Origin of the sequence: Pseudoalteromonas sp. SR43-2 (genome assembly GCF_014163885.1) — a bacterium.
Taxonomy (GTDB): Bacteria; Pseudomonadota; Gammaproteobacteria; order Enterobacterales; family Alteromonadaceae; genus Pseudoalteromonas; species Pseudoalteromonas distincta.
This window is the reverse complement of sequence record NZ_JACJED010000001.1, coordinates 267,145-286,165: the sequence shown is the minus strand read 5'-3', so window position 1 is coordinate 286,165 and position 19,021 is coordinate 267,145. Positions and strand designations below refer to the sequence as shown.

General features: G+C 38.9%; 13 protein-coding genes. 4 read left to right on the top strand and 9 right to left on the bottom strand.

The genetic code is table 11. The features are described from left to right. Positions 1-3 precede the first annotated feature (3 nt). Together argB and argC are read right to left on the bottom strand one after the other, a co-directional pair. Positions 4-771 carry an acetylglutamate kinase gene (gene argB / locus H5120_RS01375; RefSeq protein ID WP_002958765.1) on the bottom strand — a complete coding sequence of 256 codons (768 nt, stop codon included), beginning with the start codon at positions 769-771 and terminating at the stop codon, positions 4-6. Beyond that, positions 772-1,782: an N-acetyl-gamma-glutamyl-phosphate reductase gene (gene argC / locus H5120_RS01370; RefSeq protein WP_182673347.1), complete on the bottom strand. Its 1,011-nt coding sequence runs from the start codon at positions 1,780-1,782 to the stop codon at positions 772-774. A 224-nt stretch (positions 1,783-2,006) separates the two neighbouring features. Here argC and argE point away from each other — a divergent pair, with 224 nt between their 5' ends. Further along, complete coding sequence (argE, locus tag H5120_RS01365; RefSeq protein WP_182673346.1) at positions 2,007-3,155, top strand: acetylornithine deacetylase; 1,149 nt, start codon at positions 2,007-2,009, stop codon at positions 3,153-3,155. A gap of 53 nt (positions 3,156-3,208) precedes the next feature. On the opposite strand, the gene H5120_RS01360 is transcribed toward argE, so the two are convergent. Together H5120_RS01360 and radA are read right to left on the bottom strand one after the other, a co-directional pair. Beyond that, positions 3,209-4,141, bottom strand: a complete 933-nt coding sequence (locus H5120_RS01360; protein ID WP_002958768.1) for a hypothetical protein — start codon at positions 4,139-4,141, stop codon at positions 3,209-3,211. A gap of 75 nt (positions 4,142-4,216) precedes the next feature. After that, positions 4,217-5,602: a DNA repair protein RadA gene (gene radA, locus H5120_RS01355; RefSeq protein WP_182673345.1), complete on the bottom strand. Its 1,386-nt coding sequence runs from the start codon at positions 5,600-5,602 to the stop codon at positions 4,217-4,219. Positions 5,603-5,966: 364 nt separating this feature from the next. On the opposite strand from radA, the gene H5120_RS01350 reads away from it, so the two are divergent. After that, positions 5,967-8,444, top strand: a complete 2,478-nt coding sequence (locus H5120_RS01350; protein WP_182673344.1) for a PilZ domain-containing protein — start codon at positions 5,967-5,969, stop codon at positions 8,442-8,444. 20 nt (positions 8,445-8,464) lie between these two features. Here H5120_RS01350 and serB read toward each other — a convergent pair whose 3' ends face one another. After that, on the bottom strand, positions 8,465-9,493 hold the full coding sequence (serB, locus tag H5120_RS01345) for a phosphoserine phosphatase SerB (protein ID WP_182673343.1): 1,029 nt from the start codon (positions 9,491-9,493) through the stop codon (positions 8,465-8,467). A 152-nt stretch (positions 9,494-9,645) separates the two neighbouring features. On the opposite strand from serB, the gene H5120_RS01340 reads away from it, so the two are divergent. After that, positions 9,646-10,266 (top strand): AhpA/YtjB family protein, encoded by a 621-nt coding sequence (locus H5120_RS01340; RefSeq protein WP_002958772.1) that lies wholly within the window; start codon positions 9,646-9,648, stop codon positions 10,264-10,266. Here the strand turns inward: H5120_RS01340 and H5120_RS01335 are convergent. The 4 genes from H5120_RS01335 to prfC all read right to left on the bottom strand — a co-directional run bounded on the left by H5120_RS01335 (position 10,233) and on the right by prfC (position 15,577). Further along, a complete protein-coding gene (locus H5120_RS01335) occupies positions 10,233-11,000 on the bottom strand; it encodes a TatD family hydrolase (RefSeq protein ID WP_182673342.1) in 768 nt (255 codons plus the stop codon). The genes H5120_RS01340 and H5120_RS01335 overlap by 34 nt on opposite strands. Positions 11,001-11,021: 21 nt before the next feature. Further along, positions 11,022-11,660 carry a pyridoxamine 5'-phosphate oxidase gene (pdxH, locus tag H5120_RS01330; RefSeq protein WP_002958774.1) on the bottom strand — a complete coding sequence of 213 codons (639 nt, stop codon included), beginning with the start codon at positions 11,658-11,660 and terminating at the stop codon, positions 11,022-11,024. A gap of 524 nt (positions 11,661-12,184) precedes the next feature. Further along, the gene (gene argS / locus H5120_RS01325; protein WP_182673341.1) at positions 12,185-13,927 is read right to left on the bottom strand and encodes an arginine--tRNA ligase; all 1,743 of its coding nucleotides are present in this window, start codon (positions 13,925-13,927) and stop codon (positions 12,185-12,187) included. Positions 13,928-13,987: 60 nt separating this feature from the next. Then, on the bottom strand, positions 13,988-15,577 hold the full coding sequence (gene prfC / locus H5120_RS01320) for a peptide chain release factor 3 (RefSeq protein ID WP_002958776.1): 1,590 nt from the start codon (positions 15,575-15,577) through the stop codon (positions 13,988-13,990). A 738-nt stretch (positions 15,578-16,315) separates the two neighbouring features. On the opposite strand from prfC, the gene H5120_RS01315 reads away from it, so the two are divergent. Beyond that, the gene (locus tag H5120_RS01315; protein ID WP_024596082.1) at positions 16,316-18,982 is read left to right on the top strand and encodes an ATP-binding protein; all 2,667 of its coding nucleotides are present in this window, start codon (positions 16,316-16,318) and stop codon (positions 18,980-18,982) included. The last annotated feature ends 39 nt before the right edge of the window (positions 18,983-19,021 follow it).

Sequence of the window (19,021 nt, the reverse complement as noted above, 5' to 3'; positions counted from 1 at the left end):
AACCTATGGTGTAATCTTTGTTCCGACATGCTCGCCTTGCAGCAGAGCAGTTAAATTTTCTGGCTTTTGCCAGCTGGAAATATACACACCGCGTCGTAAATGTTGGGCAGCGTGAAGGCTGGTCTTAACTTTGACCTCCATCCCGCCCACAATTACTCCATTTGTAATTAAAGTATCAATGTGTTTTGTGTCAAGTTGATGTAACGGCTGTTTATTTTCGTCAAGCACTGCTTCAACATCCGTCATAAAAATAAGCTCAGCATTTAAGTTACTAGCAATAGCCGCTGCTGCTTCATCTGCATTTACGTTGTACCAAAGCCCTTGCTCATCAAAGCCTATAGAGCTAACAATGGGTAGGCGACCGATTTTGAGTAAATCATTAACAATAGAATCGTCGTTGCTTTTACATTTACCCACTAAGCAAAGCGCTTTTAGCTTTTGAGTGGCAGTAACACCTGCCTCAAAAAGACTTAAGCCAACAGGCTTGTGCCCAGCACTAATAGCTTGAGTCATTAATTGTTTATTAGCGCAACCTGCGAGTGCTCCGACTATATAAGGCATTTGCTCTGCTGGGCTAATACGTAATCCTTGGTGTTTAGCACTGGCAAAACCCGCTTGTTTTAACCATGTATCAACTAAAGCGCCACCGCCATGTACAATGACAAATTCATCATTTGTTTGCTCATTTAATACATCAAACAACGCTTTTGCTGCATTTTCTGTATTAAGTACTGCACCACCTAGTTTAATTACCCACGTTTTTTTACTCATTTAAAACGCTCCTTTTAATCCAGTGGTATGATCTAAATTCATAGAAATATTAATACACTGCAAAGCTTGTCCAGCAGCGCCTTTTAATAAGTTATCAATAGCAGACATCACAATTAACTGCGTTCCTTGTTGCTGCCAGCCAATATCAACAAATGGCTGCTTAGCTACACCTTTAATTGAAGGTACTTTATCGCCTAATAAACGAATTAATGGCTCGCTCGAAAGTACTTGATAAGCCGATGCAACGTTTTCCTTGGTAACGCCTGGCTTAAGCTGTACATAAATAGTTTCTAAAATACCGCGCGGAAAATTACCTAGATGCGGTGTAAACAACACTTTGTGGCCAAGGTGTTGTTCAATTTCAGGGCCGTGGCGATGGTTAAACAAACCATAAGGTGCAAGCGACACTTCACAAAAATGTGTTCCTACACTGGCTTTACGCCCTGCGCCTGTAACGCCCGAAACCGCATTAATAATAATACTTTCGCTGCTCAATAAGCCTGCTTGCTTAAGCGGTTTTAGCGCATTAAGCGCTGCTGTTGGGTAACAGCCTGCAACAGCAATTAGCTTTGCATTAGCGATAGCATCATGGTTCCACTCAGCTAGACCGTAAGCCGCTTCATTTAAAAGCTCTGGATGTTGATGCTCAAAACCATAGTAAGTAACGTAGTCGTCATTGCTTGCTAAACGATAGCCACCGGATAAATCAAATACCTTTTTACCCATAGCTAAAAATTGCGGCGCTAGATCAACACTTACTTTGTGATCGGTACATAAGCATACGTAATCAGCATCACTTTGAATGTCATCAAAAGCTGATACGCTAAGAGGAAGTAAAGGGCAGTCTAGTAAGCCAAGGTGCTCCGGGTATAAATCACTTAGCAATTTATTTTTATCTAAGCTACCCTCAGATACATAACAGTCTGTTAAAGTTAAGTTTGGATGCTTAGCAACTAAACTTGCTAACTCTGCGCCGCTGTATCCGCTTGCGCCAATAATCACTACATTCATTTGTTACTCGTTATCTTAAAATTAATTACTACTTATCTATAATGTTCGCTTAAACTAGCTTAGACGCTAATTAAGTCTTTTTTATTAATGAATTTTGATTATCGTCGCATTATTTTCATGGCGTTACTTTTAATATATTTATGCTTAAAAAGTGAATTGATATTCATCATAAATACTTTTATATTGTTATGCAATTAAATTGAATAATAATTTTGGATTTTTTTATGCCTTTGCCTTCGTTTATTTCCATGTACCAACAATTGATTGCAGCCCCTTCTATTAGTGCTATTGAAGACAACCTGTGTATGAGCAATAAAAACGTAATCGAACTCCTAGCCAGTTGGTGCGAAACAATCGGTTTTACGTGTGAAATTATAGAATTAGAAGGAGGTAAAGGGCGCTATAATTTATTAGCAAAACGCGGAGAAGGTGATGGCGGATTAATGCTAGCTGGTCATACCGACACAGTGCCTTTTGATGACAGTCGTTGGAATCATAATCCATTTAAACTTACCGAACTCGATAACAAATTGTATGGGCTAGGAAGTATTGATATGAAAGGCTTTTTTGCTTTTGTATTACAAGCGATTAGTGAACTTGATGAAAAGCAGCAAACTCAGCCTATTTTAATCCTTGCCACCGCCGACGAAGAAACAACGATGGCTGGTGCACAACAAATATGTAAGCACCCGAATTTAAAACCTGCGCGTTGTATAATAGGCGAACCTACTGATATGACGCCAGTATTTATGCACAAAGGCCATATGAGTACAGCAATAAGAGTGGTTGGTCGCTCTGGGCATAGCTCCGATCCCGAACGTGGTCTTAACGCCATTGAAGTAATGCATAAAGTGATTACAAAATTGATGATCTTAAAAGAACAATTAAAGCATAAGTATTCAATAAACCACTTCGAAATCCCTTATCCAACATTAAACTTAGGTAATATTCATGGCGGCGATAACGCGAATAGAATTTGTGGTTGCTGTGAAATGCATATAGATATGCGCCCATTACCAAGTTTAAGTGTACAAGAACTACAAGCATTAGTACTCGATGCAACGAAAGAGATAAATCAGCAATACCCAAATGCGGTGAGCGTTATTGATTTACATGAACCAATACCGGCATTTAGTGGTAGCACCGACAGTGCTTTAGTAAAAATGGCTGAAAAAATAGCGGGGCAAAAAGCGGTCGCGGTAAATTACTGCACTGAAGCGCCGTTTATCCAGCAACTCGGTTGTGAAACGATTGTAATGGGCCCAGGCTCAATTAACCAAGCACACCAGCCTGATGAATTTTTAGCTATGGAAAAAATAAAACCATCACAACAAATAATCACTGATCTTATAAAAGCAAATTGCTTTAGCTAATAAGATTACAATAAAGGCGCCAATTGGCGCCTTTATTAATACAGAACTAAGGCCTAATCACCTTTAACTTCTAAGTTAATAAACTTAACTAGTTCTTCAGGTTGCCCTACTAGCATCATAACTTGTTGGTTAATTTCCATCATAGTTTTACCTTCAGGTAGCTTTGCAGACACACTGAATGAATTTAAACCTTTCGCAAAGCTAGTTAAAGCCTCTGCAATATCTTCAGTTACAGGAGCTTGTTGTAACTGTTGTTCTAGCGTCATTTCCATTTGCTCAAGCGTCATACCTTGCTTTTCAAGCTCGCTTGATAGTAAATCTTTTAATTTACCTTGGTTATTTAAGGCAAAGCTAACATTACGCGGCTCTAATTTACTCATTGCTTGCATAACAAGTGTTTGCTGCTGTAATTCCTGTTCATACGTCAGCGGTTGATCACCCGCTTCTTGCTGCGCCTTGCTAATAGCTAATGAAGCATCCATTAACGCTTTTGAATTAGCTAAACCCATATCCATATTAAAACTAACAATGTCTTTTGCATCAAGCTTAACTACTACATCACTATTGCCAGACTCTTCATCGTAATCAAGTGATGAATGTAAATCGTAACTTGCCGACGCTAACATTTCGTTTGTATCAGCTGGTAATTTTGATACGAAGCTTTTATCAAACTGAAAGCTTTTTACATCAAATGATGTATGTGGTGATATTTTATCCGGCTCGTAGCCAGTTATTTCAATGCTTTGAATATTAGCAACATTGTCACCTTCAGGGCTTATTACTTCCATGTTTGTTATTTCTACACTCTTTGAAATAACACTTGCCGATAAACCAGCGTATTTAAATGTAGCGCCAGTTTGCTCGCTTACTAAAGCAAGTTGCTTATCTACTTCTGCACGCACTTCTTGAGTTGCTACGTAGTTTGCGTAACTAACACCACCCACGCCTGCGGCCACAAGAGCTGCAACTATAACTAATTTTTTCATGTCATTTCCTTATTTAATTCTTTCTATAAAGTGTCTCAACTTAAGAGTAACACTGAAGAACATCACCGATAAGTGTTAATTAATCAAACTAAGTAACTCATGTACGGTTTTTACAGGGGTAATTTTAGCGCCTAGCCCTTCCATCGATTTATGGTAATTGCGAAATGGAATATATATTTCTGTAAAACCATGTTGTGCAGCCTCTTTAACACGCGGTACACCACTGTCTATTGGGCGTACATCGCCGTTTAAGCTAAGTTCTCCCATAATACACGTGGTACGAGGTACAACAAATTCGTTTAAACTGCTAAGTAACGCGGTTACTAATGCTAAATCGATGCAGGTTTCTGTCTCATCAATTCTTAAACCACCCACAATATTAAAAAACGTATCGTGAAATATTTTAGTTTTAGTATGCTTACGTAATATACCGGTCAGCATTTTTATACGATTCATATTTAAACCAACACAAACACGCTGCGGAAATTCAGCTTCTGTTTCGGTAGTTAAACATTGAATCTCAAGCAATAAATTACGATTCCCTTTACGAATACAGGTAATAGTAGAGCCAGGTGAGTCAGTGGTTGAACCCGATAAAAATATTTCACTTGGATTATCAACACTTAACATCCCACGTTCACACATTTTAAAAATGCCAACAGTATCAATATCACCAAAGCGGTTTTTATTTGCCCTAAGGGTTCGTATTTGCCCATCGTTGGTATCTATGTGTAAAAGCGCATCAACAATATGTACAAGTGTTTGAGGGCCTGCTATTTCGTTATTTTTATTTACGTGAGCAATAATGAACATGGTTACATCATTTTGCTTACAGTACTGAGTTAATGCTTGGGCGGCGCTTTTTACTTGCGAAGGCGAACCTGGGCTACCATTTGCCGTATCGGTTACAACAGCTTGAATAGAGTCAATAACAGCAAACTTAATTTTATTTTTCTCGAGCTCTTCGATGATGGTTTCAACGCTCGTTTCTGAAAGTAAATAAAGCTCTTCCGGGTTATAGCTTAACTTTAAACGATTTACCCTGTTTTTAAACTGCGATAAAGATTCTTCTGCCGTACAGTAAAGTGACGGCATCCGTTGTGACATTCTCGCCACTAAGTCAGATAGCAAAGTTGTCTTACCCGCCCCCGGATCGCCCGAAATTATATTAACAGAGCCAGTAGTCACCCCGCCGCTTAGTACGCGATCAAGCTCGCCGATTTCAGTTAGCTGCTTTTCAGCCTCTGATGTAGCAATATCATTGATTTTTTTAGAGCCACCACCAACACCACCAGCATAACCACCAACGTTCGCTCGTATTGATGCTTTTTTACTGTGCCCTGCTGAAGGCTTAAATTCCGCTAATGTGTTCCACGCACCGCAGCGACATTGACCCTGCCAACGTTGATAGTTCATGCCACATTCGGTACAAACAAATTCTACTTTTGCCGCTTTAGCCATTGATAACTTTACCTACTATTCTTTAATTAAAAAAAATTCTTACTATTAAGCGCTTATTTTGCCATTTCAGGCATTTACTTAGCAACAAACTCTTGCCTGCTTAAAAATCTAGCGTCACAATCAATAAATACACATGGTGTTTCTTTTTAGCTATAATTTAGGGCATACTTTTTGCTTTGTAATAGTTTAAAGTAACTTGCCAATAAAATGGCAAATAACACATACATAACAAGAGCTAAACAGTAGTAACTCAAATAATCGTACCTATATTAATAACATAGCGCGATTTAACGTTTATTGAACTTCTAATAAATGGACTTAACAGTATACCTACTTTTTCAATTAGACGGTGATGGTTTTATAAATGGCTGATGACATAATGCTCAAACACGAAGACCTCGTGAATGAGTTAAAAACATATTTAGGCAACGCTAAATTTGATCTAATTTTCAAATCAAAAACCGCAGGGTTAACTAAACCTGAGCAATTTTTAATGAAAATGGAAATGTCGCGTTTATCTCAGCCAGTGGCACGTTTTGTTGATCTTCGTGGATTAGTGACAGGCCAAGTAAAACCATATGAGCATAACGGCAAGCAACACTTTATGGATGACACAGCCATTGAAGTGTTTGAAAAAGCGCTTAAACAACATGGTGAATACACCTTAGCTGTTTACGAAGCCGTAATGAATACAGAAAATAACCACCGCGTATTACAAAAACAAGCAGCCGAAAAATCAGAGTTACAAGAGTTAGAAAATAACTTAAACACTGAAGTAATTAAGTTTGCCTCTTACGAGAGCCGCCGTGAAGAACGGATGAATTACTCAATAAAAGTAACGATTGATTACAAAGATAAAAAGAACATTGCTGCTAGCACCTCAGATATATCTTTAAGTGGTTGTAAAGTTAAGCTTGCAACGCGCTACTCTATAAAAAAAGGTGAGCTCATCGCAATGCGCTTAGTAGGCCTTGAGCAAGACTTTGAACTTGGCCTAAAAAACGGTATTCAATACGAAGTTGTTGCAGTAGAAAATATCTCTCGTGAATTTAATCACATCCGCTTAAAGCGCACTTATATAGAAAACAACGATGCCTTTAATGACTTTTTAGAAAGTTTTATTCATGGTAATAAGCGTCGTTATAAAGTAAATCTAGATAATACGCTCGATGCTGTAGTATCAAAGGGGTATGAGCAGTACTACATTCCTCGCGTAACGTCTTTATATGTGTTTTTAAGTAAAAAAGATGAGCAATATTACCCAAGCCTTAGCCTTACCACTGAAAATAATATTTTTATTCAGCGCTACTTTACCGATGAAAGAAAAATACCGTGTTTGTACAATATACTTAATCATCAGCGTATTACACAATTACTAACTCAAATTACCGCAGTAAAAGAAGATTACCTCTATACATTTACACATATATCATCAGGTAAAATTTATTACTACTCAGCGACGCGTACAGAGTTAAATAACAACCCTAAATTACGTGATCTATTTTTAGGTTTTGGTAGCCAAAAAGAGAGCTGGCAGTGCTTTAAAATACAAATAATGCCAAGTCATCCAGATGATTCTTTTATACCGCTTTCACTACCCAATAGTGCCGGTGAAAATATAGAAAAATTAAATAAGCCGCCTTCACCTCGTGTAAAAGGCCTTATAAAAGATGTTAAGTATATTGTTGTACTTACAAATATTGGCAATAAAGCTGAGCAAGCAAATTATAAACAACTTACTTTTGATAAAGCATTAGTAAATCAGCTTAAGCACTTTGGCCACGCAAAACACAAAACACCACCCTACTTAGATATTGTGCCACTTGAATACGTAAATTTACGCTCGCATAAGCGCTATCTTTATAAAACACCAGTTAGTGTCACTATTAATGATGAGGTATTTAACGGCTATACACGTGACTTTTCGGTAATGGGCTTGCAGTTAGAGTGCGAACAACCTGCCACATTTAAAAAAGGCGATATAGTACTTTTAGCATTCCCTGAACTTCAAAAAATAACTAAAAAGCATAAGCTTAGTGAACTAAAGTACGAAGTAATGGCCATCAGTAAGTCATTTACTACTATTAACCTAAAAGCAAATCGTATTGCTGATTTACCCCATGCTGGCGTGACCTTTTTCACTCAGCTAATAGAAGGTAATAAAGACAAACTTAAAGTATCTGAAGAAGCACCTAAAGTAGAAGGCTTATCTACCGCACTTAGAAATATGGTTACAAAAAGCGTTTGCCAATTTCCGCTATATTTACACAAAGAAGCTGCACACTTTAAAACCGGCGCAATTGGATATGGGTTATACGCCAGCCCTATGCACGTGATTTTGCAAAACTTTGGTTTATTAAGTAACAAAACTGACTTTTCGAGCATTCTGACTGAAGAGCAAATTATTAATGTAATAACACCAAATATTAAAGATCGTAGCCGCCAAGATGCACCACTTGCTTTTACACTTGCTATTAACTTCGACCCTCGAAAAGGCAGTATTAAAGAGGCTATTGTTAGTCAATGCGCTTTAGGTGAAGACTACTCAAGCTTTTATAAACAAATTAGTAAAGACATTACATCGCAACTTATATTCGTAATGCGTTTGTATATATCGCGCACAGGTCGCCCCGATACTGATTATCTTTCTAATGAGCTAAAATACGTAAGTCAGTACGCAATGCACAAAGCTAAAGATTTAGAAGAAGCCTTATGGGCCGTAGCTGGTGTGGGTGATGTAGTAGATATAACTGAAGAAGCGCTAAGCCATTTAGAACTAAAAAAAGAGCAAGTAGCACAAATGAGCCGCCGTAAGCTAATTTGGTTAAACCGCTTACGTTAAGCGGTTTAACTTAATTTATTTTAAAGTGTTGGTTGTTTTTCTAACGGAATAGCCAACATATACAACAATTGCAATAATGACCCTTCACAAATAGCCGCTTGTGCTTGCTCAACCACTTTAGGCTTACCATGGACGGCCACACCTAGGCCAGCTTTTGCCATCATGACTAGATCATTTGCGCCATCCCCAATAGCTACAGTTTGTGCTTTTTTAAGCCCTAGCTTTTGCTGAAGTACCTCTAAAACGACCGCTTTTTGCTGCGCATCGACAATCGTACCCAGTACTTTACCTGTTAGCTTGTCGTCTTTAAATTCGAGCACATTAGCGTGCACTTCATCTAAATTAATCAGCTCTTGTACACGCTCTGCAAAAGGCACAAAACCACCTGAGGCAATCGCCAAATACCAGTTATGTTGCTTTAAAATTTGGCACAGTATTTTAATACCAGGCATTAATGGTAATGTACTTTTCAGTTCTTCAATTAAGCTTTTTTCAATACCTTCAAGCTTAGCTACACGCTGATATAAACTCTCACTAAAATCAAGTTTACCCGCCATTGCAAGTGCAGTTACAGAGGCAACTTCATCGTATACGTTCGCAAGGCGTGCTATTTCGTCTATGCACTCAATAGTTATTGCAGTTGAGTCCATATCCATAACCAATAAACCTGGCTCATATAAATTAGGCGGCGTAGCAACTTGCACTAATTGACAATCAAGCGTGTTTGAAAATTCTTGTAGTACTAACGGGTTTATAGTTTTATCTGCATTTTGCGCGTAAAAACACAGTGCTGGTGCAAGCCCTAAATCAGGTTGGTATTGGCATATAGCGGTGACGTTTTGGTTATGTGTCGCTAAAAAGTCAACAATACTGGCAATGTGTTTTTCTGCAAAATCACCTGCAAATGCGATGCTAAATAACCCTAATGCTTTGTTTGGAATATAATCGAGAGGTGTAGATACACCACCACTATAGCTAAACCATTTATTTAGAGTTAAGTGTTGTAATGGTTGCTCAGCAGCTTGCTGTGCCATGTTGATTTGCGACATGGGATCTCCGTGTTTATTTTTATTTTCCTGATAGTTGGCATCTCAAAACTGCTATTCTCAACACTAAATTCGCCATCAGGTGGGGTTTAAGGTTATAGTTAGTGTAGTTGTAACATCAAATCAAAATGCTGTCAGTAGCATAAACGGTGACTATGAAAAATAACCATATTAAAAACCCTATAAGCGCATCCCAAAGAAAGCGACTCGTTCGCTTAATTCTTGCGGCTGGCTGTTTTGTATTACTAAGCTGGGTGGGTGTTAATAGTAGTTTTCAGAGTCACCAGTTACTTTACGATAGCGCCGACAGCACCGCAAAAAGCCTCACTCAGTTTATGGCTTTAAATGTTAAAACACCTTTAATCGAAAAAAATAAACCCCAGCTCAATGCAATTTGTAACGATATAAGTAAAGATGAGTTCGTGCTTTCGGCCACTATTTACGATCAACAGGGTATTTTATTAGCCAGTAGCGACAATTGGCAGTCGCACCATGTTTATGGTCAACTTTCTGATTCTACCCCCGGAATAAGTAAGTTAAAAACACCTTTTATGGAACCTGTTATAAGCGATGATGACCGCCCTATAGGTTTTGTATCTATTACTTATTTAACTCGCGCTGCAATATCCGATAGCCATAATCATTTTCATGACTTAGGCAGGCAGGTTTTACTAATGCTAGTGATTGCTTGTATTTTTACGTGGCAGTTAGGCCGCGGATTAAAGCGCTGGCAGGTAAATCGTTATATGCAAAAAACATCTGAACAAGAATCATAAAGCTGCTTTGCAAGCGTCTCTTTTTCGCTGTGTGGCTTTAAATCACATAGTGCGTCAAACACATCAGGTAAATGCAATGGCGTGTTAACCTCCCCTTGGTAGCCACTTAACGGCATTGAAGGTGAATCCGTTTCAAGCACTAAGTGCTCGGGCTCAATAGCGGCAATAACAGCACGGGTTTTAGCTGCACGTTGATAGGTAATAACACCGCCTACGCCAAGCTTAAAGCCCTGTTTGATATAATACTTCGCTTGTTGGATTGAACCTGAAAATGCATGAATCACTCCCCCATTTTTTGGCTTACAACGTTTAAACGATTGCGCAATTAAATCATGGCTTTGCCTGTGATGTACAATAAGCGGTAAGCTTAGCTCGTTAGAAAGCTTTATTTGCTGTTCAAATAAATAAGTTTGTTTAGAGAGGTTTTCAATGCTTCTATCAAGCCCACACTCACCAATGGCCACTAACTGATGCTTATTTGTAGTTGCAAACTCGAATAATGCTTCTATGTGCGATTCTTCATGCTGTTTTAAAAAATAAGGGTGCAGCCCTGCCGCTATTTTTATACTTGGATAGGTTGCTTTGAGCTCTATAAGAGTATGCGATTGAGCAAGCGTAATACCCGGTACAACAAACTGATTAACTCCCTTTGCTACACACTCGTTTATCAGCGATTCACGACTTGAATTAAACTCACTAAAATCGAGGTGGCAATGAGAGTCAATAAATTGCACGGTTACTTACTCATCTATTTATTAAGGATTTAAGCGTGTAATTTGCCAGCTATTATCTGCTTGGCGCTGATACATAAAACGATCATGTAAACGATGCGCCCCACCTTGCCAAAACTCAATTTTAGTGGGCACTACACAATAACCGCCCCAAAAATCAGGTAATGGAATTTCACCTTTAGCAAACTTATTTTTCATATTAGCAAAGGTTTCCATTAGTACTTTACGTGATGACACCGGACGACTTTGCGCTGATGCCCACGCTGCTAATTGGCTTTCTTTAGGACGAGATAAAAAGTACTTTGCCACAGCAGAAGTTGGTAATGGTTTAGCCTCACCGTATACAATAACTTGGCGTTCCATGTGATGCCACGGAAAGTGAAGCGATATTTTGTTATTACCTTTAAGCTCCTGCGCTTTACGCGAACCTGTATTGGTAAAAAATACAAAGCCGTTATCATCCAGGTGCTTTAAAAGCACTATACGCTGTGAAGGCTGACCGGTTTCATCAACAGTTGCTACAACCATCGCTGTTGGATCGGGTAATTGGCTTGCTACAGCATGCTCAAGCCATGTTTCAAACTGCTTGAATGGGTCATCTTGCAAGTTATCTTCGCTTAACGCGTCTTGCAGGTATTCACGGCGGATATCTTCGAGTTTCATAACAAATCCTTTAAATAAAGACTTAGAAAAGAGCTTAGAGTAGCGAGCTTAAAACAATAGATATTGAGTAGTAACAAATATTAAGATTCAGGTATATGTGATAGCAATAACACCGAGTCTCGGGTGTATTCGATAGCAATAAACACAGAGCCTCAGGTGTATCGTTGGGTTTCGTTTCACTCAACCCAACCTACAACGCAAACTACACAGCTCAGATATCTGCAAGTGTAGGAGTGCTAGCAAGGCGGTAAAACTATTTATGCCAAGGAGCATACGGTTTGTATGTGACTTAGGCTAAATAGTTTTACCAACGCAGCTAAAGCGAACTGCACAACTCAAATATCTGCAAGTGTAGAAGCACGACAACGCAGTCAAAGCGAACTACACGCAGCAGACGGTTCACCTAAGTAGTTTAGCCTAAGACAAGGCATCCAACCCGACTTATCCCTATGAGCATACGGTTTGTATGTGATTAGGGTAAGTCGGGGTGGATAACGCAGTATTAGGTTAAAATACGACGGTGATTACATTTGCTCCATAACTTCAATGCCAAGTAAGTCCAATCCCGTTTCTAATGTTCTTGAAACCAAATTACACAACACTAAACGGCTATCGCGCACGCTTGGCTCCACGCCTTCTTTAAGTACTGGGCAGGCTTCGTAAAATGTCATGTATAAGCTTGCAAGCTCGTATAAGTAACCACATAGTACGTGCGGTGTTGCTTCGCTGATCATTAAATCAAGTACTTCTTCGAGCTGTAGTAGCTTAAGTGCAAGTGCTTTTTCTTGAGGCTCAACAATTGCAACGTCTGAATTTAATGTAGCAGCATCAACGCCTGATTTGCGGAAAATACTGCGTACACGTGTATAAGCATATTGTAAGTAAGGCGCTGTTGCACCTTCAAAACTTAGCATGCTGTCCCAGTTAAAAATGTAATCACTGGTACGGTGCTTAGAAAGGTCGGCATATTTAACTGCGCCAATACCTACTTTACGGGCAATTTCGCTGCGATCGCTATCACTTAAATCAGACTCACGTTCAGCTAATTTTGCTGCTGCGCGGTTAATTGACTCTTCTAATAAGTCAGCAAGTTTTACTGTGCCGCCAGTACGTGTTTTAAATGGTTTATTATCGGCGCCCATCATGGTGCCAAACGGGCAAAACTCGTAACTTGTTTCGTCTCTTAATAAACCAGCTTTACGCGCTGTTAGCTCTACTTGGTTAAAGTGTAGATTTTGACGTGCATCTACAAAAATTAAGATGCGATCTGCACCTAATTTATTTGAACGGTAGTCACATGCCGCTAAGTCTGTTGTTGCATATAAAAAGCCACCGCCAGATTTTTGTACGATAAACGCTGATGGCTCGCCATCTTTATTTGCTAGCTCATCTAAAAACACCACTTGCGCGCCTTGCGACTCTACGGCAATATTTTTATCTTTAAGTAGGCTAATAATATCGTTAAGCTCTGCGTTGTATGCGCTTTCAGCCATAATATCGTCTTGAGTAAGCGTTACATTCAAACGCTTGTATACTTCTTCAGAGTGTTTAACTGAGGTGGCTATAAATAGTTTCCAAAGTTTTTCACAGTGCGCATCGCCGCCTTGTAATTTAACAACGTAGTCACGTGCTTTATCTGCAAAGCCTTCTTCGTCGTCAAAGCGTTTTTTAGCGTCGCGGTAAAAAGTTTCTAAATCAGCAAGCGCAACAGTATCTAAGTCAACGCCTTGACTAATTTGATCTTCTAAATGCGCGATTAACATACCAAATTGCGTCCCCCAATCACCCATGTGATTTTGACGCACAACCGTATCGCCTCTAAATTCAAGCGCACGTACAATTGAGTCACCAATAATAGTTGAACGTAAATGACCTACGTGCATTTCTTTAGCTAGGTTTGGTGATGAATAATCAACAACTACTTTTTGTGGCTTAGCATGTTCGTTTACAGCTAGTTTTGCATCATTATTAGCCGCTTTCACGCTTTGCGCTAAAAACTCAGGCTTTAAATGAATATTAATAAAACCTGGACCCGCAATTTCAGTCTTTTGTGCAATATCGCTTACATCAAGGTTATCAATAATTTTTTGTGCAAGCTCACGCGGGTTGCTTTTCATTTTTTTAGCTGCGCCCATGGCTGCATTAATTTGGTAATCACCAAATTGTGGACGCGTGCTTTGCGTTACTGCCGGGTTTGTGTCTTCAGGTAAGCCTGCACCGACCATAGCTGCAATGGCTTTTTCAATTAAAATAGTACGAATATTCATATTTTTTTACCTTTATAAACCCGCCAAAGCAGGTTTTCTATTAATTCTTGTAAATGAGCTCTAGTTTTCGCGTGTATGGCTAAACGTTACTTCTGGGTAACGCTCTACCGATAAGTTAAGGTTTACACGGCTCGGTGCAATGTAAGTTAAGTTATCACCGCCATCGAGTGCTAAATTGCTTTCGCATTTACGTTTAAATTCTTCAAACTTTTTAACGTCATCACTGCTTACCCAGCGTGCCGTATTCACGTTTACGCCTTCATAAATAGCATCAACGTTATATTCTGCTTTTAAACGCGCTACAACCACATCAAACTGAAGTACACCTACCGCGCCTACTATTAAGTCATTATTAATAAGTGGTCTAAATACCTGTACAGCCCCTTCTTCAGAAAGCTGTACTAAGCCTTTTAATAATTGCTTTTGCTTAAGCGGATCGCGAAGGCGAATACGACGAAATAGTTCAGGGGCGAAGTTAGGAATACCACTAAATTTAAGTTTTTCGCCTTGCGTGAACGTATCACCAATTTGAATTGTACCGTGGTTATGCAAGCCAATAATGTCGCCAGCGAAAGCATCTGCGGCACGTTCACGATCGCCCGCCATAAAGGTTACCGCATCAGAAATGCTCACTTGCTTGCCAATTCGCACGTGATTCATTTTCATGCCTTGGCTGTACTTACCCGATACAATACGCATAAATGCAATACGGTCACGGTGTTTAGGGTCCATGTTGGCCTGAATCTTAAATACAAACCCGGTAAAGTTTTCTTCAGTTGCAACAATTAGTCTGTCTTCGGTTTCACGTGGTAATGGCGTTGGCGCCCACTTAGTTAAACCATCTAACACGTGATCAACACCAAAGTTACCAAGTGCGGTACCGTAATAAACTGGCGAAAGCTCACCGGCTAAAAACAGATCTAAATCAAATTCGTTTGATGCACCAATAACAAGCTCAAGCTCATCACGTAACTGCGCAGCTAAGTCTTCACCAATGGCAATATCTAACTCTGGATTATCAAGGCCTTTAATTGTGCGAACATCTTGAATTTTATGACCTTGGCCCGTTTTATATAAAACAGCTTCATCATTATGAATGTGATAAACACCTTTGAACTCTTTACCACAACCAATTGGCCAAGTAATGGGTGCACAGGCAATATTTAGCTCTGTTTCAACTTCGTCCAGCACTTCCATTGGGTCGCGAATATCACGGTCACATTTGTTCATAAACGTAACAATAGGTGTGGTACGCAGGCGTGTAACTTCCATTAGCTTACGGGTACGGTCTTCTACACCTTTAGCCGCATCAATAACCATTAAGCACGAATCTACTGCTGTTAATGTACGGTAAGTATCTTCAGAGAAATCTTCGTGTCCTGGCGTATCAAGTAAATTAACAAGTGCGTCGTTATATGGAAATTGCATTACAGATGTAGTAACTGATATACCACGCTCTTTTTCCATTTCCATCCAGTCAGATTTAGCATGCTGATTAGAGCCGCGACCTTTTACAGTACCAGCTCTTTGAATAGCTTGTCCGAATAACAATACTTTTTCGGTAATCGTTGTTTTACCAGCATCCGGGTGAGAGATGATAGCAAAGGTCCTTCGCTTGCTGATTTCATTGATAATAGTCTGGTCTGCCATTGATAAATTCTTTTAGTTTATATGCGGGGTTGAATGCATTTTAATAAGCGTCTGCGAGTAACCCGTTATGTTGATCGTAATTAACTACTATTCTCGCTGATTTTCACGTTGCAAACAGCTGATAATAAAGCGTCAATAGTTGATTTTTTAATAATGACAATTGTAACAGGAGTCGGTATAAAAGTGTGCTATCTACTTAAAAATATCTTAGCTTTAAAATAAATGTGTGCAGCGAGCGATATTTAAACGACCTACAATTTAGTCGTAGATCGTTTAAATAAAAAGAGTAGTTACTTAATAACATCAATAGTAGGTACAACCGACATTCCAACACGTAGCTAAATAAGTAAAGGCTGCTTAGCATCTAGGCTAATCTTTACCGGTGGACACTGCGCTATTTTAGTAAAGTTGCCTGTTACATTATGCGCACCAATAATGGAGTAATTTACATCACTTGCTGGACTTAGACTGTCAACGTGCCCTTTTAATGTCACGCTTGGCAGTGCATCAACTTTAATTAGTGACTTTAAAAGATGTAAAACTATGTAATTTTTTTAAACACTGAATTAATATTATTCAGTGTAACTTGTTAAATTTAAATAACTTAAACATAAAAAAAAGAGCTAAAGTTCATGCAACTAATGATTGTAATTTAGCCACCAAGACCGCTATAAGCTTGTGTAATCAGGTCGTAACGCATATTATTGGAAGATTGCATGGAGGATAAGTCGTTTGGTCATGAAAACCAGTAAGTTAAGTATAAGATTATTATGGTATATAACACCTCTTGTTATTTTGCCGCTGCTATTTTTAGGTGGCTTTACGCTCACCAATGTAACTAATTCAACACAAAAACAAGCTGATTTAATAATGAGCCGTTTTGTTGAGCAACAACAGCAAAAAATATTCAACTATATCGACTCATTTCACTCTACTGCAAAACTACTTTCAAATTCGCCAGTACTTAGTGACTTTTTAGCAAACGATATTAGTGCCAACGGTAATTACACCCGAAAACTTGGCGCGCTTATGGATGTATTTGCCAGTTACAGCGAAGCTTATCCAGATATAATTAGCATTAATTTAGTTTCAGCAAGTGGGAAAAGTGATGCCTACTACTCTAATAACCTAACAACAGCACCTAAAAGCTATCCGTTTTTTAATCGAGTATTGCAAAGTAATTTAAGTACACAGCAATTTATGATTCAAAAGGACGATGGCACCACGAGCTTATATTTCATTCAACGAATTGACAGCGTTGATTACTACTTGAAACGTCCACAGCAGCTTGGTTTTATTGTAATACATATAGAGCCTTCAATACTCAACTCCAGTATTTTAGAAGCGCCATATAACAACACACTTAATTTAATGTTGACCAAAGACGGGAAAATTTTATTTAGCTCCGACTACAACATGCGCGGCCAATACATAAGCGAATATGAACTTAACCAAGTACACGATCTTGCCGATATAGGCATGCTTTCTACCATTGAACTCTCAAGCATAGATAAAATAGAGCGAATGATTTTTGCCGTACAAATGCCCGGTGGATATTATTACGTTTCAACCATTCCCAAAGGTGTGCTTTATCAATCTGGTAAAGCCATAAGCTTAATAACAGGCTTAATTGTTATTATTTCGATAATCACCCTGCCAATATTAATTTTTATAGTGGTACGTAATTTATTACTTAACCCAATTGAATTATTAGGTGCTGCAAGCCACCGTGTTGGTGATGGCGATTTGTCGGTGCACTTACCAGCTCATACAAATGACGAAGTGGGTGTTTTGTTTAACGACTTTAACCACATGGTTAATCAAATTAGACACTACCAGCAGCAGCTTGAAGAATATAAACACCACCTTGAAGATAAAGTAGAAAGTCGTACTAAAGCACTTGAAGCCATGAACAGCCAACTAGAGCTTGCAATTGGCCAAGCCGAGCAAGCTAATCAGCTTAAAAGTCGTTTTTTAGCTAATATGAGTCACGAAATACGAACGCCACTTACGGCTATTATGGGCTTTACAGAGCAATTACTCCACAACGACAAAGTAGCCAACGACAAGCAACATCTAAGCACTATTTTACGTAATTCAAAACACTTACTAGAGTTAATAAATAATATACTCGACTTATCTAAAATTGAAGCTGAAAAGCTAGCTGTCGATTTGTCTGCGTTAAACGTAGTGCAGCTTGTGCATGATATTGAATCAATTATTCAACCACTGGCACAAGAAAAACAATTAACCCTTAATATTGATTACCAACTGCCGCTACCTCGCACCATTTATAGTGATGTGACCCGCTTAAAACAAATACTTATAAATATTGCAAATAACGCTGTTAAATTTACCGAAAATGGCAGTGTGTCTATTTGCGTGCATTATTTACAAGCAAGTCAAAAGCTAGAATTTGTAATTAAAGATACCGGTATTGGTATGTCTGAGCATCAAATTGAGCGTGTGTTTAAACCGTTTGAGCAAGCCGATGCAACAACCACACGCCGTTTTGGTGGTACAGGCCTTGGGCTATGTATTTCTAAAAATTTAGCTCTGTTACTTGGTGGCGATGTAACGCTTGAAAGTGAAGTTGGCGTTGGTAGCCGCTTTACAATTAGGGTGTCGTGTCAGTTATCTGATGATCAACCAATGCTTGAGTTTTTAACGCAAGAAAGCCAGTTGATACCAGAGAAAGACCCTCTCTTATCGTTTGCGACCAATAACTTTGAGGCCAATATTTTAGTCGCTGAGGATAACCCTGATAACCAACTATTAATTAAATTATTACTGCAAACTTGGGGCCTTGAACCCGATATTGCTAGTAATGGCGCACAAGCTGTAGAAATGGCACTCGTTAACGACTATCAGCTTATTATAATGGATATGCAAATGCCTGTAATGGGCGGATTAGAAGCAACTAAAATGCTTCGTCATGCAGCGTACGATGGCCCTATTATTGCCCTTACTGCTAATGTAATGAACCACGATATAGGCACTTACCTAGAAGCAGGCTGCAACAAAGCACTCGCTAAACCCATTGATAAAGATGCTCTGGAAAATGTACTCGTAAGCTACCTACATCTTGAAAAGGATAATCAAAATAAGTGGGATAGCTTATTAAAAAGCGAAAAGTTTCAGCAAATTACTGATAACTATTTAGCCAACTTACCTACTTATTTAGAAGAAGTTAAAACTCTGCAACATTGCAATGACTGGGAAGCATTAAGAAGTATAGCGCACAGTATTAAGGGTAGTTCTGGGTGCTTTAATTTTGATGAAATTTATCACAGCGCTGCGGCACTTGAAGAAAACTTAAAAAGTAACAATAAAGTGCCAAGAGACGAGCTGGTAAATAAATTAATAGCAGCCATTGAGCAAGCAATTAGCGGCAAAGTAACCTAAAAGAAAACTTACAAAATAGTACAAGCTCGGTGCGTTAGT